This window comes from Roseibium alexandrii DFL-11 (assembly GCF_000158095.2).
In the GTDB taxonomy this organism is placed as follows: Bacteria; Pseudomonadota; Alphaproteobacteria; order Rhizobiales; family Stappiaceae; genus Roseibium; species Roseibium alexandrii.
In genome coordinates, this window is the sequence record NZ_CM011002.1 from 1,820,595 (window position 1) to 1,840,528 (window position 19,934).

The window sequence follows — 19,934 nt, forward strand, 5'->3', positions numbered from 1 at the left end:
CCAAGATCTGCATCTGGTTGTTGTCATGACCGTCAACCAGAGGCAAATCGCGCGGGGTCGAAAACAACACGCTGTCGGCTCGTCCCCCATCAGCAGCAGAAAGAAATTGGAACAATTACGAATGAACTACCTCAACTCGTTACCAAGACAATCGTTATAAGTATCAGCTAATTTTCACGTTTCATGAAATTGACAAAAAGCAAAGCATTTGGAAGCAAAAAGCTTCTATTCTCCGATCACTGTTTTCGATTTTGACAATTGCAGTGAGCGCAAGCTTCGATGGACAAAAAGGTCAGCAAAGTTTACCCGGTTCAAACACTACGGCGACCGGGAGAGCTGTTTGAAGAAGTCGAGGCGCTGGCCGGTATTGGCTATTGGGAATGGGACGAGATCGGTGACAAATGCACCTATTGTTCGGAGCAGCTTGCCCGCATGCATGGTGTCACCGTTGAAGAATTCATGCGCCGCGCGACCTCAATGGACGCAGATCTGGAATGGGTGCATCCAGATGACCGGGAGCACTACAGGACGCAGACGCTTCGCCTTAGTCAAACCAAAAGTATTGTCGAACTCGAATACCGCATCATCCAAACGGGCGGTGGAGAGATCTTTGTGCGCGAGCGGGGCGTCGCAGTTGTCGATGCCGACGGTACACATCTTCGATCCTACGGGTTCATCCTCGACATCACATGTCTGAAAACAGCCGAACTCGCCCTCCGCGACTTGCACAAGCACCAGGAAGAGATACTCGACCAGCGCACCAGGGCCTTGAAACTTAGCGAGGAGCGATATGCTTTTGCGATTTCGGGGGCCAGTCAGGGCGTCTGGGAATGGGACCTGAACGATGAGCACAACTACTTGTCAGAACAGTGGAAGCTGCGGCTCGGTTACACCGAAGATGACCTTCCAAATGCACCCGGTCTTTTCATTAAAATTGTTCACCCTGAAGATCGTGCAAATGTTGAATTGGCGTTCCAAGCGCACCTGAAAGACCGCGCTCCTTTCGATGTGTCGCTGAGGCTTTTGCACAAAAGCGGCGAGCAAATCTGGGTACGCGCTCGTGGGCATGCCGTTTGGAACAATGAAAACCGTGCAACAAAGATGGGCGGCACGATCAGTGACATTACCGAATACCGGAAGCTCTTGGATAGGGCCCAGTACTATGCGGAACGCGATCAGCTAACCGGCCTTTACAATCGCCATTACTTCATGCGGATTGCGGGCGATCTCTTGCACAAAAGTTCGCCTAATTGCCGGTCCTGCGGGGTCGCAATTATCGACCTTGATGACTTCAAGGAGATCAACGATTGCCACGGCCACCCTGCCGGCGACAGCGCCCTCATCGTATTGGCCGAAAGGCTCGTCGAATATATAGGCGATACAGGGATCGTTATACGGCTGGGCGGAGACGAATTTGCGGTCGTTTTTTCCACTCATTTGAGCTGGGAGGAGACGGTTCAGTATTTCAAACGCTTGCTTGAAGAGGTTTCAAAACCAATTGCCTGGGAAGGTTTTTTGTTCGAGTGCTCGGCATCACTAGGACTTGCAAAGAAAACACAAGCCATCGGTTCGGATGTAAACGACCTCCTTCAACAAGCTGACCTTGCAGTCTACGACGCAAAGGCAGCTGGCGGGAATGCTGTACGATGTTTTTCGGAGGCGCTTCTTTCCACCGCCGTCAATCGAACAAAGATCCTGTCTTCTGCCCGGCGTGCCTTAACCGAGGAGCGCTTTTTGCTTTGTTTTCAACCCAAAGCGGACTTGCAGTCGCAAAAGCTGGCGGGATTTGAGGCATTGCTGCGACTAAGCAACGAGGACGGCACGCTGGTTCCGCCAAGCAGCTACTCTGAGGTGTTCGAGGACAGCGTGCTCGCGTGCCGGATCGGAGAAATGGTGCGTTTGCGTGCCATCGATCAAGCCTCTTCATGGCTCAAAGCGGGACATGATTTTGGCCATATCGCCTTCAACATGTCGCCGCCAGAATTTCTGGCTTATCAGCGTGATGCTCAATTTGTCGATCGATTGATTGAGGCCATTTCCAACGCTGGGCTAAAACCAAGCCATATCCATGTGGAAGTCACCGAAGATGTTCTTCTCACCAGGAAGCGCGAAAACGTCTCCAGTATTCTTCGGCGCCTTCGCGAAAATGGTATTACCGTCGCGCTGGATGATTTCGGAACCGGGCATGCCTCTTTGCTGCACTTGAAAGAAACCGAATTTGATCTGGTGAAACTCGACGTGTCTTTCGTTCGCTCAATGCTGACATCCGATGTTGATATGGCGATCGTCGAGACAATCACGAAGCTTGCGGCCAAGCTAGGCAAGCAGATTGTTGCCGAAGGAATCGAGACACAAGAACAGCTTGCTGCGCTTCAAGGTCTCGGCGTGGCGTTCGGTCAAGGCTATCTGATTGGCCATCCAGTTCCCGGCGATGCCGTGCATTTTCCGTCAAATGCTTTGATATAGGACCTCAGCACCAAAAACCCTGGCTCGGGCCTTTCTGCTGTCACCCACTTTTATCGGACCGTTTGCCGGTCACATCTGCGCCCTTCGGGGTCAAACCGTAAGTCCCGCGTTCCACCCGTTCGAACCACCCGTAGTGATCATCCGCCATTATCCGTGTGGCCCGGTCAACGCCGGTTGCTTTGGCAACCTCTGCGCCCCGGCTTGGACCGTTTTCCTTCAAATACCGAGCGCATCTCGTGGCATCTTGCCGGTAGGCCGTGACGAGCGTGACACGCGTCGAGCCGCCGGTATTCGGATCTCCGACGCGGCGGGCAAATTCACGCAGAAGCCGGTCTTTCCGTGGTTTCATCTTGCGCGGTTTGAAGGGCGCTGGATCAGCGTGAACTTCGACCAGCTGATCTGCGAGCCGGACCGTAATAAGTCCAAGCCCCAGCCTGCGCGCCAGCTTGAGATTGCTCTTCAAAGTGGTTTGAAACCGGCGCCCGCTGCCCCGCGCAACGGCGATATAAACCGTGTCGGTCATCCCCTGCCGGTCAATGGCCTGGTGAAACAGGCTGAGGGTAAAGCCGGTCTTCAGTTCCACGATCACCGGATCTTCGCCTCCCCGGCAAGCCACAATGTCGGCCGAACCAACTTCAGCCTTCACTTCATATCCCTGATTTTCCAAGAATGCCTTGACCGGCTCATAGAGCTCGGTTTCCAGAATACGTGCCATGGATGCGATCCTATGGCTGCGCCAATGGCGGGTCCAGCCGCGATCTAAGCCGGATGCAGGTTGACCACGATTTCTTCATTCGCGGTGTAAACGCCGGATGACCTTGAATTCCTAGCACCGGAAAATTCGAACATCCTCTTGCAGTTGCCGCAATCGTTTCCCATGTCGCCTTCACTCCCGGACGATCCCGCCCGGATAGCGTTCCTAAACAGGGATCCAAAAAATGGAAATCTTACAACCGGCTGCGGTCATGGCCCTTTCTGCCGCTGTTTTCGGGTTTATCATTTGGGCATACTTCCGCGTTTCCAAACACTTCCAGAGCGAAACCCGCGACCAGAACGGATGGGGAAGCGACCGCATCTCCATCTTGCTTGCAATCGGTCTCGTGATTGGCTTCACGGTCAGTTATATCGAGATTTTCATCTACGCGTTCAGGCTGCCCTTTTCCGGCGCCGTTGATGTCACCATCGGACTGGCTGCGGCTATGATCGCGATGACCGCTGCGTACACTGTACAGGCATACAGCGAAAAGCGTGCAATCGGGGCAAGCCGGCCACGAAACTGAAGGTCACACACTCAGGGATCGAGGAAAAATCTTTCGCGCAAATTGCGCCACATCTTTTCGCCGACCATACAGTCATAAGGCTGGCCGAACGTGATCTGCGCCCTGTAGACGCGTGCCGGTTCTTCTGGAACTCGTCCACCGATTTCAAGAACCAGTTTCCGGCGAACCGCTTCCGGAAACTGGGCCCAATCATTTACCGGAATCACAAAACTGCCCGGCCCGCCAATCACGCAGCGGCGGTAATACTCATCGAGATCCGGGATGTTGAACTGGCCGCCAAACCCGCCCGTGGTCATCAGTGGCAAACCGTTGATCACGAAACCGGCTTCCACTGCCAGGTCCCGGGCGCGCGTCACCCCTGCGCCCTGATTGTTGGGCCCATCGCCGGATATGTCGATGACCAGCCGATCCGCCTGATAGGGTACGTCCAGCAGCAACTTCGACGCATACCGGATCGCGCCGGATATCGAGGTTCTGCGCTGACCAATAGTCTGATCCTCGCGAATGATGGTGGATACATCCTCTGCATCCTGCGGCGTTTCGATCAGGGTCCAGGGCACAATCTCGCGAACATGCGCATCGTTGGCCCATTCAAACATGGTCAAAGCAATCCGGCCATGAAGCCCTTGCTCTACAGCTCGAATGACTGATGGATGCGCAATTGCGGCGGCATATCCGTCCCGCTGAATGGCCAATTCTTCCGCGGACATGGACCTTGACACATCAACGGCCAGAACAAGAGCGACGTCGACGGGTTGATCCGCTTTGACGGCAGCTGAAGCAAATAGCCCCGCTAACAAGGCGATCGCGGCGATCAGGGTTGAGACGAGGCTCTTCATAGAATTGAGAATAATGCAGTCCGGCCCGCCGACCAGAGGAAATCCTCCGCATTGTGTCAAATGATCGTCAGGAACGAATATTGACTGCAGCCTTTCGGGTACTCGCCCATGAACAGCAGATCAGCTATAAGGCTTTAAATTAAAGACCTCAGGGAGTTTTCCATGACAGACGCTGCTGCAAACGACATGGCCGAAAAACCAATTCTGGCAACGCTTCTTCATGAAGGTGTGTACCGGATCGTCATGCAGCGTCCGGAACGGATGAACGCGCTATCGAGCGAAATGATGGGCGCTTTGTCCGAGGAACTGACGAAAGCGGCTGAGAACCCGGATGTACGGGTGGTTCTCCTCGGCGCAGAGGGCAAGGTCTTTTGCGCGGGCCATGATCTGAAGGAGCTGACGGGTGCGCGGGCCGAAGCTGACGGCGGCAAGGCGACCTACGAGCGGATCATGCGTCAGTGTTCGGACCTCATGCAGCAGATCGTACGGCTGCCAAAGCCGGTCATTGCTGTCGTGACAGGTGTTGCGACCGCTGCCGGCTGTCAGCTGGTCGCGTCCTGCGATCTGGCAATTGCAACAGATACCTCCACCTTCTGCACACCCGGCGTCAATATCGGCCTCTTTTGTTCAACGCCGATGGTCGCGCTAAGCCGGAACGTTGCTCCAAAACAGGCAATGGAAATGCTCCTGACCGGCGAAAGCATCGACGCATCGACCGCCAAGGATTTCGGCCTGATCAACCGGATCGTCCCGCGCGACTATCTGGAACAAGTCGTTCAGAAATACGCGGAGAGCATTGCCTCCAAGTCTGCCCATACCGTGAAGATCGGCAAGGAAGCCTTCTACCGCCAACTGGAAATGCCGTTATCTGAAGCGTACGATTTTGCGGCAGAGGCGATGGTAGGGAACATGATGGCCCGCGATGCCGAAGAAGGCATCAATGCGTTCTTGCAAAAGCGCAAACCGGAATGGACGGACAGCTGATACCTATGGACCACAACAGCTATTCCGACACCTACATCAAGGCCATCTTGGATGAGGTGAAGACCATCGCAATGATCGGGGCGAGCGCAAATACCGTGCGCCCGTCCTACTTTGTGCTGAAATACATGCTTTCCAAAGGCTATGATGTCTGGCCGATCAATCCCGGACAAGCGGGCAAGGAGATTCTGGGGCAGAAGGTCTACGCGTCTTTGGAAGACCTGCCGGGCACTCCGGATATGATCGATATCTTTCGGAACTCCGAGGCAGCGGGCCAAATCGTCGATGACGTGATCGCAAGCGGCAAACTGCCGAAGGTCATCTGGATGCAATTGACCGTTTGCCATAAAGAGGCCGCGCAGCGGGCGGAAGCTGAGGGTATCAAGGTGGTCATGGACCGCTGCCCCAAGATCGAATACGGGCGCCTGTCCGGAGAGATTGGCTGGGCCGGTGTCAATTCCCGGACACTCTCCTCAAAACGCCCTGCCCTGAAAGCCGGTTTCCAGCATCGCGGGCTCACACCAAACAAGAAGACTTAGGCTCTAGACAGTCTTCCGCGCCCTGGAAACGGCCAGCTTCAGCAAAAACGTTTTTCTTAAATAACACGCGTTCCACAAAAAGGAGCGTGTGATACGGGTACGTTTCACGCATCGCCTTTAAGACCAAAGGCGAAAACATAAAACGCTATTTGCCTCTAAAAATTGGAGAATTTCTGATATCGCGTATAGAAACAAGTAACCAATCGAACACTTATTGTTTGCAAATTACAAAAACACAATCAATGGTATTTTTTAAGAGATCGGCAATGATTAACAGTTGACTAAACTGTTAGTGAATTTCTTTGCCTAATCTTTATCAGCCGAACGGACACTTTAACGACTTGTTGACCTTTTCCCGCAGGAGGCATTCATGGTCGATCCGTTCACGCAGTTCACTATCTATCACCTGGTTGTGGTTGTCGCTATCGTCATGCTGCTCATCTTCAGAGCTATTTCAGATTGATATGCGGTTATGAAACTGCAGGCTCCCTCGGCGCATTAGTGAGAGTGAGAAAGACACGCGGTGTAGCAAGACACGCTGTGTAGTAAGCATTGGTTGGGTTGGGCCAGCCAGTTTGCTTGCCCTTCTTCGACATCAAACAGTCAATGTATCTCAAGCCATGAATACGTGTCATTATTTAGAATTTTCATCAATTTTCCGGAAATTTTATTTTTCATTTCGAAACGGGTCTTACCAATTCCTCCACACGACGCATCTATCTTGGATCTCATCACAGAAGTTCCATGTTGGGATCGGATGAGTCCATGCTTTACGAAGTCATAGATACGGGCCTCCTCGCTTTGGTGATGCCACTTGCGGCCAGTGTTCTGCTGTTTGGCATTTACCTTGTTGTCAAAACGGACATGAATTTTGAACGGGATGCACGTTCGCCCCGGCGATTCATCAAGACGCCGTAACCGGAGCAGCTGTCTCCGACCTAATTATCTTTCAGAAAAAGAACGATTTTTCCGTTTTTTCTTGGTTTCAGAAATCGATCCTTTGACCTCCTGCACGGCTTTGGCCAAACTGCGCGCCACATACCCAAGGGAGGTTCTTTATGAGCGAAAATATTCCAGGCTTTTCCACGCTGGCCATCCACGCAGGCGCGACACCAGATCCGTCAACAGGTGCTCGGGTCACACCGATCTATCAGACGTCTTCATTTGTCTTTGACGATGTCGACCACGCTGCGTCCCTGTTCGGCCTTCAGGCCTTTGGAAATATTTACACCCGCATCACAAACCCGACCACAGCAGTTCTTGAAGAGCGCGTTGCTGCACTTGAAGGCGGCACTGCCGCACTCGCAACCGCTTCCGGTCATTCGGCGCAGCTTCTTTGTTTCCATACGCTCATGCAGCCGGGCGACAATATTGTCGCAGCCAACAAGCTCTATGGCGGCTCCATCAACCAGCTGAACCACTCTTTCAAAAGCTTCGGCTGGGGTGTGAAATGGGCTGATCCATCCGACATGGCTTCTTTCGAGGCGGCGATTGATGACAAGACCCGCGCGATCTTCATCGAAAGCCTTGCCAATCCAGGCGGGATCATCGTCGATATTGAAGCAATTGCAGCCATCGCCAAGGCAAGGGGCGTTCCGCTGGTTGTCGACAACACCATGGCGTCTCCGTACCTGTGTCGGCCGATCGAACATGGCGCCGATATCGTCCTGCATTCCCTGACCAAGTTCATGGGCGGCCACGGCAATTCCATGGGCGGTATTATCGTTGACGGCGGATCCTTCGACTGGTCCGCATCAGGCAACTATCCGCTGCTGTCGTCGCCGCGTCCGGAATATCAGAACATGGTTCTGCACGAGACCTTTGGCAATTTCGCTTTCGCGATTGCTTGCCGCGTTCTTGGTCTGCGCGATCTGGGTCCAGCGATTTCGCCGTTCAACGCTTTCATGATCCTAACAGGGATCGAGACCCTGCCGCTCCGCATGCAGCGCCACTCGGACAACGCCAAGAAGGTCGCTCTGCATTTGTCCGGTCATGACAAGGTCAAGTGGGTGTCCTATGCGGCCCTGCCGGAAGATCCGCACCATGCGCTTCAGCAAAAGTACATGCCGAAAGGTGCCGGAGCTGTCTTCACGTTTGGTGTTGAAGGCGGGTACGACGCCGGTGTGAACCTTGTGTCCAAGGTTGAGTTGTTCTCGCACCTTGCGAATATCGGCGACACACGGAGCCTCATCATTCACCCGGCGTCCACCACACACCGCCAGCTGTCGGACGAACAAAAGACATCTGCAGGCGCCGGTCCGGAAGTTGTCCGGATCTCGGTCGGTCTCGAAGATGTCGATGACATCATTGCTGACCTGGAGCAGGCACTCGCTGGCTAACACCCGGCTAACGGACACAAAACAGCCCGCCGGTTTGGCGGGCTGTTTTCATTTCAAACTATGGGCGTCCGTCAGTTCCGGATCGGGTACTGACCCTTCAAGGCCGCCATGTAGTCAATCGTTGCCGCGATCACAAAAACCGCAAAGCCCTGGTGGACAAGCGCCACACCGAGCTGATGCATGGACAATTCCCCGGTGTAGTTTCCAAAACCCAGCAGTGTGACGATCCCGAAAACCATCTGCAGGAAGACAAAGGCCGCCAGGTGAAATGCCGGCAAATGGATCCGTTTGGCATCCGTTACAACGCATGTCCGCCACACAAGAAAAATCGCAGCAGCGCCCAGCAGATAGGCAACCATCCGGTGTTGAAACTGAACGGTCAGGACATTTTCAAAGAAATTCAGCCAGACAGGTGACTGCATCAACAGACCGGACGGGATCATCTGACCGTCCATCAGCGGCCACGTATTGTAGGTGAAGCCGGCATTCAGGCCTGCGACAAGACCGCCGAAGAAGAGCTGCAGGAACAACAGGCTCGTGAACACCCAGCCAACCGGCAGCAACGCGGAGCGTGTATCAGCGGGCGGCGCAGCATGTGGCGCCAGTCGCCGGGCAATCCAGAAAAGATACGCAAAGATGATGAAGGCCAGGGTCAGGTGGGTCGCAAGGCGGTACTGGCTGACATCTGTTCGCTCCACCAAGCCGGATGCGACCATCCACCAGCCGACGAACCCTTGCAGACCGCCAAGGGCCAGACCACCGACCAACCGTGGTTTCAGCCAGGGTTCAACCCGCCCAGACGCCCAGAACACGACCATGGGTACAAAAAAGGCAACACCAATAACCCGTCCGAGCAGCCGGTGTCCCCACTCCCACCAGAATATAAACTTGAACTCATCAAGGCTCATGCCCTTGTTGATCAACTGGTATTCCGGGATCTGGCGGTATTTTTCCAGCTCTTCCTGCCACTCCGCCTCTGTCAGCGGAGGGATCACGCCGTGGATCGGTTTCCATTCCGTGATCGAAAGTCCGGACTCGGTTAGGCGAGTCGCACCACCCACAACAACCATCACCAGAATGAGAAAGCAGACGCCGTAGAGCCACCAGCGGATCATCGCACGGCTTGAGCGAATAAATTCCCGGTCCTTGGCGTCTTGTGCTTGGCCGGCCGTTCCCAGGCTGTCCGCGGACATTGTCATTGTCCTGTTGTCTCCAAAATTCGTCTACCGGTTTGACCTTTGGTATCGGGAGATATAGGTGCTGGGGAAAAGCGGCAAGCCTTTGTGGCCGGGTCGCGGCAAATCATCGCTCTTTGGGTTACAGAACGGGTCAAGAATGGTTCCCTCGCTCCGCAAGTTTATCGGTATGGTCGCGCTCGTCTTGTTCGTGATTGTCTATGCTCTGACCGCAATGGTGGTCGGCGACTCACCCCGATTGCAGGAATCGTCGACGCTTATCCAGTTCACTTACTTTGCCATTGCTGGTCTTGCTTGGGTCATCCCTGCAGGCGCCATCATCTGGTGGATGGAACGCGGCAAAAAGAGCTGACTGCAAATATGTTCTAAGTTCGGGCGCGCAGACCAAAACCGGACGTCAGCCATTTGGCGGCCCGGTAAAGCGCAAACGGCGCACCGGTCAGATACTGATCGACAAAAGCCGGGTCCTGATAAACACCATTGAGCGACACGCGTGGCAAGAGCATCAGGTCCCGCGCACTTGCCGATTGCAGAACACCTGGAAATGTCGTGACAGCCGATGCAAAGCCGAACTTGCCAACAACCTCGGCAGCGCCTGCGTCAACCGCGTTGTGTTTCCCATAAGGGTATGCAAAGTGTTTGGACCGCTGCCCCAATTCCGCTTCGAGCCGTTCAAGACCCTTTTCTATATCCTGCCGTGCAGCGTCTTCGGTGAGACGCGCCAGGGCAAAATGATCGTGCGTGTGAGCGCCAATCGTAACGAGTGGATCTGACGCCAGTTCCCGCACCTCATTCCAGCTCATCATCTCCTGGTCCGCGAGCTCAGCGAGGTCCAGCCCGTACTGGCTCGACAAGGCCCGAATGATCGCCCGTTGATCCCCTTCGCTCACATCGTTTTTCAGATGAGCGACCAGGCGATTGAAACAGAAACACTTTTCATCGACAGTTTCACAAACTGTCGGCTCGTCTGCGTCAGACGAGAAAACGATCTGGTCATTCTCGGCAATGATCAGCTCCAGCGCCTGCCACCACAACTCACTTGACCTGTCGACAAGACCGCTTGCAACAAACACGGTGAATGGGGCGCCAAGTTCCTTCAGGACCGGAAGCGCATACTCCAAATTGTCCCGATAGCCATCATCAAAAGTCAGAACCGCATACCGTTCCCGGCCGTATCCGGATTTCAAAAGGTCAACCGCTTCATCCAGAGCGATGATCTTGTAACCATTGGCCCTGATCCGCTCCACCGTTGCACGCAGGAACTCGGGAGTTATCTCAAGGTGCCGGTTGGGCTGAAACCCACCAGCGCGCGCGGGCCGGACACGGTGCAACATGAACACAGCACCGCAGCCTTGCGTAAAAGGTGCAAAGAGTTGGCTCAGTCCCGTCGTCTGCAGAACCCGGAATGCGTTGGTAATTGCTGTTTGGCGAATGCTCATCAGCCGCTCGGCCCGTGTGTTTGAAACCGGTCCATTAGCGCACCTTTTCTTTAAGAATTATTGATATTTCTCGCTAGAGTTTGGTCGAATGACCGCACCACCAAACATAGCTAACTGCTGTTTAACCAATCCCGTTTCATTGAGTGATCCTCCCATGTCAGCTGCCGCAATTGATATTTCTGGCACCCACCCCGGATCGGGATCCGGGAACGACGATCTGCAACTGACAGAAAACCTTGAAGAACTGGCTTCCGAGTGGACCCAGCTCGAGAGCGCTGGGATCGGAAATCCCTATCACGGTTTTCTCTGGTGCAAGGCTTTCCAAAACACATTGGGTACGGCGGAGCGGAGCCGGCCATTGATTGCGTTGCTGCGATCGGCGGGACGCCCGGTTTTGCTGCTCCCCCTCTCTCTTTTCACAAAGAATGGTGTCCGTGTTCTCACCTTTTTGGGCGCGCGGATCGGCAATCAGAACACCGGCCTTTGGGATAAGGCCTACTATGAAGCAGTGGGGCCGGAGGCGATCCGTGATGTTCTGCATCAGCTTTGCCAGAAGAGCAATGCCGATTGTATTGACCTGCAAAACGTTCCTTGCCAATGGAACGGGCGGCCGCACCCTCTGGTCCTGGGCAACGCTCAATTAAGCCCGAACCCGCTTTACCGAGGGTCTGTCACCGGCACTTTTGAGGATGTTTTCAAAACGTTGCACAGCAAGTCTGCGCGCAAGAACCTCACCCGGAAGCAACGGCACCTTCAGGACGCCGGTGGTTATGAAATCCGGGTGTGCCAGCAACCGGCGGAAATAGAAGCGGGGCTTGAGGCGTTTCTTGAGCAGCGCGAGGCGCGCGCACAGATCACCGGCGTCCCGAATGCTTTTTCCAGCCCAGAGGCGAAGGCGTTTCTGCGTCAGGCAACTCAAAGCCCGGCCCTATCCGTGACGCCGAACAAAATGAGCGCGCCCCTCAAAATATGGACCCTTTCGGTCTCAACGCAGATCAGGGCAACATATATGTGCGCGCGAGATGGGGGCACACTCCACGCCTATTCGAACAGTGTAGCGCACGATGAGTTTTTGAAAAATAGCCCCGGATTGGTTTTGATACGAGAGATTGTCGAGAAGATCTGCGCCGACCCGGATACGAAAACGCTCGACCTTGGCATCGGCGAGGAGCACTACAAGACGAGCTGGACCCGCCCAGAACCCATGTGCGACAGCCGGTACTCCAGAACAGCCAGGGGCAAGATCTATTCTGCAGTCCAGACGGCAAAAACACGCCTGAAATCGCGCATCCGCAACTCGGACCGGCTGTGGCCGATGATTAAGAAACTCCGGCAGATGCGCGCATCTGGAAACTAAGCTTCCTTAGGCCCTGCCCAACAAATTGGCGCGCATTCAAGCAGCGTGGCCATCTCCATTGCGCCGCGGTCCGGAACCGGGTCCGCCTGCAATGACTATCTCCACATCCGCACCGGTGTTATGTGCCAGAAGGTTGGCCGCGCTTTCGAGTTCGTGATTGTGATCAGGTCCACTTGCAGCGATCAGCACACGATCTGCAAAGCTCAGCATGCGGGCGCTGGCAAGCGTTCCATCGATCGCACCAAGATCCACAACGATGGTGTGGTAGGTCTTCTTGATCGCATCGAGCGCCAGCTTGAAGCGGTCGGACTCAACCATCTCATCGGTGATCTCGACACGGCCGGCTTCAATAATATGCGCCTTCGACCCGGCATCCCGGTAGACGACCTTGGCAAATGGTGCCGCCCCAGAAACAATGTCCGAGAAGCCCTCCGCCCCACGTCCATTGTACTGTTCCGGAAATACTTCAAGAAACAGCGCTGTGTCGCCCTTGTCCGCAGCACGGCGGGCGAGGTCAAAAGCGAGCCTGTGTGAAAGATCCGGTTCATCAACGCTCAGAACCACGATCCGGCCGGTCGGGTCGACGTCAGAAGCCGCCTGCGGCCCGCTAGATCGAAGAGGCGCTGCAACCGGGATGGCGACATCATCCTTCTCGGGCTCCTCAACAGGATCGTTCCGGGTTGAACGCATTGTGCCGAGCCAATCTGGCGCAACGTCTTGGTCATAGTTTCCTTTGCGTTTCGATCGACGACTTTCCGGGCTGCTGGCCTTCCTCGGCGCAGGTACGGGGGCAACTGTGCTGTCATCGGCGAGATCGGGTTCCGCCCGTGGTTCGTTCGGCTCTGCGCCCGAACCGAATTCACTGCCGAAACTGTAACCTTGGTATCCGCCTGCATAAGACGGGCCCCACGTAAAAGCCCCACCGGCGTCCCGCGCTGGCGGCATGGGAGCTGATCCGGCTCCCGGATTGGTTGCTCTCTGGGGCTGGGCGGGTGAGTAAAGAGCCCTACCCGTGAGCAATTCGCGCATGATCACGAAGGCAGTGCCCAAAATGAAGGTGACCAGAGCTGCAATGATGGTGCTGGACACCACTTTCGGAGAGAAGGGCTCAACCGGCACATTGGCCCGGGAAACGATGCGAGCATCGGCAGGCAGGAGCTGGGACCGCAATCGGGTGTCAGCTTCTTGAAAACTGAGCAACAACTGGTCGAGTTGCGCAGCCTTTGCATCGGCTTCCCGCTCCAGTTCGCTGAGGCGGGCCTGGTCGGCATTGGATTTCGCCGCAGCGACTTTCAGTTCGTCAAGGCGCCGCTCGAGGGCCAGCGCCTGCTGGCTTGCGACTCGCGCGTCATTCTCCAGACCTTCCAGCACTTTCAGAGCTTCGGAGCGAATCTGCCGGTCATAGTCACTGAGTTGGGATTGCAGGGCTTTGATCTGCGGGTGGTTGGGCAAAAGCGTGATCGACAGCTCGGCGATGTTGGACTGGATTTCAACCTGGCGTTCGCGCAAACGCTGGATCAGCTGGGAATTCAGGACATCCGTTGCGGTCTCCAAGGAGCCACCGGAGTTTAGAAGCTCGCGAATCAGCTCGGCCTTGGCCTGCGCCTCCGCTTTCGCAGCTTGCGCCGAAGAATAGTCGCTGCTCGTATCCGCCAACTGCTGCTGATTAAGAGGGATGTTGTCCGCACCGATCAACAGGTCGGCCCGCGCCCTGAAATCTGCGACGGCTTGGCGGGCCGATTGCACCTTCTTTCGCAGTTCGACAATTTGCGGTTCCAAGGCAGCAGATGTGATTTCTGTCGTCTGCCGTTTGGCGCTGGACTGCAGCTCCAGAAACTCGTCGACAATCGCGTTTGCGACTTCGGAGGCCAAAAGCGGATCTTCAGACGCATAGTCGACGGCGATAACACGCGATTCGTCGAGACGATAGACTTCCAGGTTTTCGTAGTAATGCTTGAGCACGCGTTCTTCGGCAGAGTCGCCTGAAGGCTCACGATCAAATCCAAAAATTGTCAGAACCTTATCAAGAAAAGACATCCCTCCGCGGGCACCGAACTCCGGTACGGCGGCGAGACCCATCTTCCGGACGACCTTGCGGGCAAGGTCTGTTGCCATCAAGAGCTGGATCTGACTGGCAACGCCCTCGGTATCCAGCAAAGCGCGCTCACCTTCAACACCGCGGGTCCCGCCCGGAATGTTGATATCCGTGCTTTCGATCAGAACCCGAGCCTCGCCCATGTATTTGGGTGCAACGAATTGCAGGGCGATTAAAACGACCATCGTCATCAAGAGGGTCAAAGGGACCAGCCACAGCAATGACCGCGCCAAAGCCTTCAAAAGCCCGCCGAGATCCAACGCCATATCGTCGTCTGTGTAGGTCTGCCGCCCAGATTCCATATTACTTCTCTCCAGATACGCGGCGAATAATGTCTGATTATGGTAAGCGTTCGGTTAAGCTTCAACACGGCTGGCTGGAACAGCCGTTAATTTGTGTATACGCATTATTGACAGGCCATCTGTTCGCTTCATTCCGCATTCACCCTCAATTAACCATACCTTGCGATCCTCTTGCCGAATTGTAGGAGAGTCGTTGATGCGAATGAGAGCGCTTCTGGTACCGGCCTTGTGCCTGGGACTTGCTGCGTGCAGTGGGTACCGGCAACCGCCGACAGCGTTTCATGAAACTTTGACCCAGCCGTATCGCCTGGATTCCAGCGACCGGTTGCGCATTATTGTGTTCGGTCAGGACGATCTCTCCAACACCTATGTCATTGACCAAGCTGGATATATTTCATTCCCGCTGGTCGGAAGCGTCGCCGCGCGCGGCAAAACCCAACAAGGACTTGCGGCTGAAATTTCTGCCAAACTGCGCCAGGGCTATATCCGTGATCCTGACGTCTCCGTTGAGGTGGACACCTACCGTCCGATCTTTGTCATGGGCGAGGTGCAAAACGCGGGCCAATATAACTACGTCGCAGGCATGACAGTCCAGAACGCGATCGCTACTGCCGGTGGATTCAGCTCTCGGGCCCGCCAGGAAGACGTCGATATCACCCGCCAGATTAACGGTGAAATTCTAAACGGACGCGTTCCGATTTCGGATCCTGTCCGACCCGGGGACACGATTTACGTTCGGGAACGGTATTTTTGACAAGCCGCGAGTTAACCGCGGACTCATTTCCCTTTGCTAGGGTGCATCCTGACTGCTGAACGGGCTCAACAAGAAGCCTGAAAGCAAAAACAGGGATATTGCACCATGACAACGCCTCCAATGCGGATCGTGCATTGCGTCCGCGCGCCGGTCGGCGGAATTTTCCGTCATGTCCGCGATCTGGCTCGCTGCCAGGAAGCTTTAGGACACAAGGTTGGCCTTATATGCGACAGCACAACGGGCGGCGCCTTTGAAGATGCCCAAATCGAAGAGCTGCGCTCGACGTTGTCCTTGGGGCTCGCCCGGTTTCCCATGCGCCGCCAACTCACGGTTCAGGATTTCTCGGCAACCCTCGCACTATACAGACATATCAGGGACCTGAAACCCACGGTCCTGCACGGGCATGGCGCAAAAGGCGGTGCCTATGCCCGCCTGATCGGCACGTATCTCGGGCTGCGGGGCCAGAAACCAGCACGCATCTACTCCCCGCACGGGGGCAGCCTGCACTATCATCCGCACAGGCTTGAGGGCCGTGTCTATCACACGCTCGAACGCCTTCTGGGGCGGATAACCGACGGCCTGATTTTTGTCTCCGATTATGAAAGCGCTGCTTATGAGACAAAGATAGGCTCAGCAAGCGCTACAAACCGCATCGTCTACAACGGACTGTCCAAACAAGACTTCGAGCCGGTTAGTGCAAATGAGGACGCAGCCGACTTTGTCTTCATCGGCATGTTACGTGATCTAAAGGGACCGGACCTCTTTATCGAAGCGCTTTACAATTTGCGCCTGAAGCTCGGGCGAGCACCGTCTGCTATCCTTGTTGGAGATGGCCCGGACGAAGCGCGATACCGCGAAATGGTTGAGAAGCTCGGCTTGACCGGGGCCGTGACCTTCACAGGTCCGATGAAAGCGCGTGAGGCCTTCAAACTTGCAAAAACGGTCGTTATTCCATCGCGGGCCGAGGCCATGCCTTACATCATTTTGGAGACGGTCGCGGCACAAAGTCCCCTTATTGCGACCCGCGCAGGCGGTATTCCAGAAATTTTCGGTAAGTTTGCCAACCGCCTCATCTAACCTGGTCACATCACACAATTGACGCTTGCCATGGAAGACGCCCTGGCAAACCCTGAGAAGAAACAGGCAGAAGCCGTTGAAATGCGGCCCTGTCTTGCGGAGACCTTTTCCACGGATTTGATGACCGATCGCATCAATTCGGTCTACATGGATGCACTGGGGATCGCGCCAAGCGACGTCCCGGCCCAACAATCTGAGCTCACGGCCAATCAAGCCACTTCCCTTTCATCTGTCTATGCGAGATCGAGCCAGCGATAATGAGCGAACCCGCATACGATAGAGCCGAACAGGGGACGGCAGCCAGCGCACCAACGCCCGCCGCTCAACCGGGCGTCAGGGGACACCTTGAAAACCGGCTGCGCCAATCTCCTCTGGCATCAAGAGAAGCGACCAAGATCTCGTTTGAAGATTTTGCGAACACCAATCTGTCGCTTGATGCGCTTGATATAGCCAGAAATCTCGGAACACGTGGTGTTTCCGTTCCGGTGCTCGGCGGCACGGTTCGCCTTTTTGATGTCCTGATCATTCTTGCATCAGCCGGGATCGCACTTTTGACCGGGCCCGGCGCTGGTAGTCCGACCGGCATCCATGCGCTCGCTGCTGGCTTGGCAGTCCTTTTCACGCTCGCCTTCTTTCAAGCGTCCGATGTCTACCAGGTTCCGGTCATGCGTCAGCGCCTGGCCCAAATCGGCCGGGTGTCGGCAGGCTGGACACTGGTCTTCGCAATGTTCGCTGTTTTACGAAGTGCGACTGGTATTGGGTCCAGTGTCTCTGACGCCTGGATTGGGGCCTGGTACAGTATGGGCCTCGTCAGCCTTTGCATCTCACGGCTCGTGCTCTCGCGGTTGGTGCGGGGCTGGACGAAATCTGGAAGCCTTGAACGGCGCGCGATCATTGTTGGCGGCGGCACCGCTGCGCAGGAACTGATCCACGATCTCGAAGCCCAGTCGGACAACGACATTCGGATCTGCGGCATCTTTGACGACCGTTCCAACGACCGGTCTCCGCCGGTTGTGGCCGGCTACCCGAAACTCGGCAACATCAGCGCTCTTGTTGAATTTGCCCGCCTTGCCCGCATCGACATGCTGATTGTCTGCATTCCCCTGCGCGCAGAAAAACGTGTGCTGGAGCTTTTGAAAACCCTCTGGGTTCTACCGGTCGACATCCGTCTGTCGGCACACACCGACAAGGTGCGGTTCCGTGATCGGGGCACGTCTTTTATCGGAACAGTGCCCTTCGTCGATGTCGCTGAAAAGCCGATCGCCGATTGGGATATGGTTGCCAAGCGCATCTTCGATGTTGTTTTCTCAGTAATCGCGATTGTTTGTCTTGCACCGGTGATGATCGGAACGATCATTGCCATTAAGCTGGACAGCAAGGGCCCAGTCATCTTCCGGCAGAAGCGGTATGGCTTCAACAACGAAATCATTGAAGTATTGAAGTTCCGATCCATGTACACGGATATGGCAGACCCGGATGCAAAGAAGGTGGTGACCAAAGGCGACCCCCGGGTGACAAAGGTTGGGCGTATCATCCGCAAGACCTCGATCGATGAGCTGCCGCAGCTGTTCAACGTGCTTGCCGGAAGCCTGTCCCTTGTGGGACCCCGCCCCCATGCGGTCAATGCCCACACCAACAACGAGACCTGGGACGACGTGGTTGACGGTTATTTCGCGCGCCATAAGGTCAAGCCGGGGGTGACCGGCTGGGCACAAATCAATGGCTGGCGCGGAGAAGTCGACACACCTGAGAAGATCCAGAAGCGCGTTGAATGCGACGTCTATTACATTGAGAACTGGTCGATCCTGTTTGATCTGAAGATCCTGTTCTTGACGCCCTTGAAGCTGCTGAACACGGAGAATGCCTATTGACCGTTTGGGCCGCCCAAGACGGGCGGGCGCTGACGGCCCCGCCCCCGTTCGGCCTGTCGGTCAGATCGCTGGGCACTGGCGCATTGTGGCTGGCGGCCTTCCTGTCAGCTTTCGTGATCGAAGAACCCGCTCCATATGAGCTCTACATGGTGGCGCTCACCGTTATCTGGCTCGCGTGCGGGCTCAAGTTGCGCCGCGAGTTTGCACCGCTGATCGTCCTGATGATGGTGTTTACAGCCGGCGGCCTTGCTTCCGTGCCGTTCGCGGAAGATTTTGGCGATGCGCTCATGTATGCCGCCGTTTCCGGATTTCTTGCGATCACGGCGATCTTTTACGCCGCGATCCTGAGCGACAAACCCGAACGCAGCCGGATCATTGAGCGCGGCTACATCATTGGTGCGGTGATTGCCGCTCTGTTCGGGATTGCCGGCTATTTCAACCTGTTTCCAGGAGCCGAGTATTTTACCCGTTTCGACCGCGCTCGCGGAACCTTTCAGGATCCGAACGTGTTTGGGCCGTTCCTGGTTCTGCCAACCCTTCTGCTAATACAGAGATTGTTGCGCGGCCCCACCTTGCGCAATCTCCATGTCTTGCTGCCGTTGAGCATCCTGCTTTTGGGAATTTTCTTGAGTTTCTCACGCGGTGCCTGGGGTGTGCTGCTGGCGTCCCTGATGCTGCTTTACACGATCCAGCTGGTGACCGAACAGAACCTTGCCCGCCGGGGCCGGCTGATCCTGATCGGCATGGCCGGCGTCTTCTTCTGTGCGCTTCTCATGACAGTCGCCTTGTCGTTCGAGGTGGTCTCCGACATGTTTTCCCAGCGGGCACGTCTGGTGCAGGACTATGACGGCGGACGCCTTGGCCGTTTTGCCCGCTATGCCATCGGCTTCCAGCTGGTGATGGAGCATCCTCTGGGCCTTGGCGCGCTGGAGTTCGGCAAGACATTCGGTGAGGATGAGCACAATGTTTACCTGAAGGCCTTCACCACCTACGGCTGGATGGGGGGCATTGCCTATATCGTCATGGCCATTTGGACCGCATGTGCGTTCCTTCCGCTGATCTTCAAATCCCGCCCGTGGACCCCGTTCATTCAGGCAGTGTTCGCAGTTTTTGTCGCGCACTTGTTGCTGTCCGTCGTCATCGACACCGATCACTGGCGGCATTTGTTCATGCTCTATGGCCTTGCCTGGGGGCTGATCGCAGCAGACAAGCTGGAACGGCGCAATTGGCGGCGCAGCGCTCTGCAGACCCCCCACTCCTGTTTGACATCAAGAGCTTCTAAGCGCTGATCCTCACCCTCCTGACGCTTCTTCCGGTGCGTGCGACAAGCTGGGCAAAACCATTGGACGCCTGCCAACAAGTATCTTGCGCAGGGATTGCGAACGCGATAGTTAGGGCG

18 protein-coding genes are annotated in these 19,934 nt (G+C 55.6%); 13 read left to right on the forward strand and 5 right to left on the reverse strand.

The features are described from left to right. Positions 1–279: 279 nt before the first annotated feature. On the forward strand, positions 280–2,466 hold the full coding sequence (locus SADFL11_RS08385) for a putative bifunctional diguanylate cyclase/phosphodiesterase (protein WP_008194199.1): 2,187 nt from the start codon (positions 280–282) through the stop codon (positions 2,464–2,466). Between the two features lie 40 nt (positions 2,467–2,506). Here the strand turns inward: SADFL11_RS08385 and SADFL11_RS08390 are convergent, their stop codons facing one another. After that, the gene (locus tag SADFL11_RS08390; protein ID WP_008189009.1) at positions 2,507–3,181 is read right to left on the reverse strand and encodes a DUF2161 domain-containing phosphodiesterase; all 675 of its coding nucleotides are present in this window, start codon (positions 3,179–3,181) and stop codon (positions 2,507–2,509) included. A 223-nt stretch (positions 3,182–3,404) separates the two neighbouring features. Here SADFL11_RS08390 and SADFL11_RS08395 point away from each other — a divergent pair, with 223 nt between their 5' ends. Then, a complete protein-coding gene (locus SADFL11_RS08395) occupies positions 3,405–3,746 on the forward strand; it encodes a hypothetical protein (protein ID WP_008193158.1) in 342 nt (113 codons plus the stop codon). An 11-nt stretch (positions 3,747–3,757) separates the two neighbouring features. On the opposite strand, the gene SADFL11_RS08400 is transcribed toward SADFL11_RS08395, so the two are convergent. Continuing rightward, the gene (locus SADFL11_RS08400; protein WP_008196109.1) at positions 3,758–4,585 is read right to left on the reverse strand and encodes a DUF1194 domain-containing protein; all 828 of its coding nucleotides are present in this window, start codon (positions 4,583–4,585) and stop codon (positions 3,758–3,760) included. A gap of 162 nt (positions 4,586–4,747) precedes the next feature. Between SADFL11_RS08400 and SADFL11_RS08405 the strand changes: the two genes are divergently transcribed. From SADFL11_RS08405 to SADFL11_RS08415, 4 genes are all read left to right on the forward strand, one after another. Beyond that, positions 4,748–5,569, forward strand: a complete 822-nt coding sequence (locus tag SADFL11_RS08405) for an enoyl-CoA hydratase (RefSeq protein WP_008197029.1) — start codon at positions 4,748–4,750, stop codon at positions 5,567–5,569. 5 nt (positions 5,570–5,574) lie between these two features. Beyond that, entirely contained in the window at positions 5,575–6,105 is a 531-nt protein-coding gene (locus SADFL11_RS08410) for a CoA-binding protein (RefSeq protein WP_008196180.1), read from the forward strand. Between the two features lie 765 nt (positions 6,106–6,870). Next, a complete protein-coding gene (locus tag SADFL11_RS25235; RefSeq protein WP_008188953.1) occupies positions 6,871–7,023 on the forward strand; it encodes a hypothetical protein in 153 nt (50 codons plus the stop codon). 140 nt (positions 7,024–7,163) lie between these two features. Further along, complete coding sequence (locus SADFL11_RS08415) at positions 7,164–8,444, forward strand: O-acetylhomoserine aminocarboxypropyltransferase (RefSeq protein WP_008194552.1); 1,281 nt, start codon at positions 7,164–7,166, stop codon at positions 8,442–8,444. Between the two features lie 71 nt (positions 8,445–8,515). Here SADFL11_RS08415 and SADFL11_RS08420 read toward each other — a convergent pair whose 3' ends face one another. Beyond that, a complete protein-coding gene (locus SADFL11_RS08420; RefSeq protein ID WP_008189973.1) occupies positions 8,516–9,643 on the reverse strand; it encodes a COX15/CtaA family protein in 1,128 nt (375 codons plus the stop codon). Between the two features lie 136 nt (positions 9,644–9,779). Between SADFL11_RS08420 and SADFL11_RS08425 the strand changes: the two genes are divergently transcribed. Beyond that, positions 9,780–9,992 carry a DUF2842 domain-containing protein gene (locus SADFL11_RS08425; RefSeq protein WP_040451813.1) on the forward strand — a complete coding sequence of 71 codons (213 nt, stop codon included), beginning with the start codon at positions 9,780–9,782 and terminating at the stop codon, positions 9,990–9,992. A gap of 13 nt (positions 9,993–10,005) precedes the next feature. Here the strand turns inward: SADFL11_RS08425 and SADFL11_RS08430 are convergent, their stop codons facing one another. Continuing rightward, entirely contained in the window at positions 10,006–11,079 is a 1,074-nt protein-coding gene (locus SADFL11_RS08430) for a polysaccharide deacetylase family protein (protein ID WP_008195557.1), read from the reverse strand. Positions 11,080–11,233: 154 nt separating this feature from the next. Here SADFL11_RS08430 and SADFL11_RS08435 point away from each other — a divergent pair, with 154 nt between their 5' ends. Next, on the forward strand, positions 11,234–12,436 hold the full coding sequence (locus SADFL11_RS08435) for a GNAT family N-acetyltransferase (RefSeq protein WP_008192213.1): 1,203 nt from the start codon (positions 11,234–11,236) through the stop codon (positions 12,434–12,436). Positions 12,437–12,472: 36 nt separating this feature from the next. Here SADFL11_RS08435 and SADFL11_RS08440 read toward each other — a convergent pair whose 3' ends face one another. Continuing rightward, positions 12,473–14,833, reverse strand: a complete 2,361-nt coding sequence (locus SADFL11_RS08440) for an exopolysaccharide transport family protein (protein ID WP_008193846.1) — start codon at positions 14,831–14,833, stop codon at positions 12,473–12,475. A gap of 196 nt (positions 14,834–15,029) precedes the next feature. Here SADFL11_RS08440 and SADFL11_RS08445 point away from each other — a divergent pair, with 196 nt between their 5' ends. From SADFL11_RS08445 to SADFL11_RS08460, 5 genes are all read left to right on the forward strand, one after another. Beyond that, a complete protein-coding gene (locus SADFL11_RS08445) occupies positions 15,030–15,587 on the forward strand; it encodes a polysaccharide biosynthesis/export family protein (protein WP_040451812.1) in 558 nt (185 codons plus the stop codon). A gap of 105 nt (positions 15,588–15,692) precedes the next feature. Further along, complete coding sequence (locus SADFL11_RS08450; protein ID WP_040451811.1) at positions 15,693–16,664, forward strand: glycosyltransferase; 972 nt, start codon at positions 15,693–15,695, stop codon at positions 16,662–16,664. A gap of 30 nt (positions 16,665–16,694) precedes the next feature. Continuing rightward, positions 16,695–16,922, forward strand: a complete 228-nt coding sequence (locus tag SADFL11_RS25580) for a hypothetical protein (RefSeq protein ID WP_040451810.1) — start codon at positions 16,695–16,697, stop codon at positions 16,920–16,922. Continuing rightward, positions 16,922–18,535 (forward strand): undecaprenyl-phosphate glucose phosphotransferase, encoded by a 1,614-nt coding sequence (locus SADFL11_RS08455; protein WP_008196322.1) that lies wholly within the window; start codon positions 16,922–16,924, stop codon positions 18,533–18,535. The genes SADFL11_RS25580 and SADFL11_RS08455 overlap by 1 nt, the downstream gene beginning before the upstream one ends. Next, on the forward strand, positions 18,532–19,824 hold the full coding sequence (locus SADFL11_RS08460) for an O-antigen ligase family protein (RefSeq protein ID WP_008195966.1): 1,293 nt from the start codon (positions 18,532–18,534) through the stop codon (positions 19,822–19,824). The genes SADFL11_RS08455 and SADFL11_RS08460 overlap by 4 nt, the downstream gene beginning before the upstream one ends. Positions 19,825–19,934 lie beyond the last annotated feature (110 nt).

Bases quoted from the DNA above. Each gene is read 5' to 3' on its own strand.
- SADFL11_RS08385 (WP_008194199.1), top strand. From the start codon at position 280: ATGGACAAAAAGGTCAGCAAAGTTTACCCGGTTCAAACACTACGGCGA.
- SADFL11_RS08410 (WP_008196180.1), top strand. From the start codon at position 5,575: ATGGACCACAACAGCTATTCCGACACCTACATCAAGGCCATCTTGGAT.
- SADFL11_RS08435 (WP_008192213.1), top strand. From the start codon at position 11,234: ATGTCAGCTGCCGCAATTGATATTTCTGGCACCCACCCCGGATCGGGA.
- SADFL11_RS08415 (WP_008194552.1), top strand. From the start codon at position 7,164: ATGAGCGAAAATATTCCAGGCTTTTCCACGCTGGCCATCCACGCAGGC.
- SADFL11_RS08390 (WP_008189009.1), bottom strand. From the start codon at position 3,181: ATGGCACGTATTCTGGAAACCGAGCTCTATGAGCCGGTCAAGGCATTC.
- SADFL11_RS08400 (WP_008196109.1), bottom strand. From the start codon at position 4,585: ATGAAGAGCCTCGTCTCAACCCTGATCGCCGCGATCGCCTTGTTAGCG.
- SADFL11_RS08395 (WP_008193158.1), top strand. From the start codon at position 3,405: ATGGAAATCTTACAACCGGCTGCGGTCATGGCCCTTTCTGCCGCTGTT.
- SADFL11_RS08420 (WP_008189973.1), bottom strand. From the start codon at position 9,643: ATGACAATGTCCGCGGACAGCCTGGGAACGGCCGGCCAAGCACAAGAC.
- SADFL11_RS08450 (WP_040451811.1), top strand. From the start codon at position 15,693: ATGACAACGCCTCCAATGCGGATCGTGCATTGCGTCCGCGCGCCGGTC.
- SADFL11_RS08455 (WP_008196322.1), top strand. From the start codon at position 16,922: ATGAGCGAACCCGCATACGATAGAGCCGAACAGGGGACGGCAGCCAGC.
- SADFL11_RS08425 (WP_040451813.1), top strand. From the start codon at position 9,780: ATGGTTCCCTCGCTCCGCAAGTTTATCGGTATGGTCGCGCTCGTCTTG.
- SADFL11_RS25235 (WP_008188953.1), top strand. From the start codon at position 6,871: ATGCTTTACGAAGTCATAGATACGGGCCTCCTCGCTTTGGTGATGCCA.
- SADFL11_RS08440 (WP_008193846.1), bottom strand. From the start codon at position 14,833: ATGGAATCTGGGCGGCAGACCTACACAGACGACGATATGGCGTTGGAT.
- SADFL11_RS08405 (WP_008197029.1), top strand. From the start codon at position 4,748: ATGACAGACGCTGCTGCAAACGACATGGCCGAAAAACCAATTCTGGCA.
- SADFL11_RS08430 (WP_008195557.1), bottom strand. From the start codon at position 11,079: ATGAGCATTCGCCAAACAGCAATTACCAACGCATTCCGGGTTCTGCAG.
- SADFL11_RS08445 (WP_040451812.1), top strand. From the start codon at position 15,030: ATGCGAATGAGAGCGCTTCTGGTACCGGCCTTGTGCCTGGGACTTGCT.
- SADFL11_RS25580 (WP_040451810.1), top strand. From the start codon at position 16,695: ATGGAAGACGCCCTGGCAAACCCTGAGAAGAAACAGGCAGAAGCCGTT.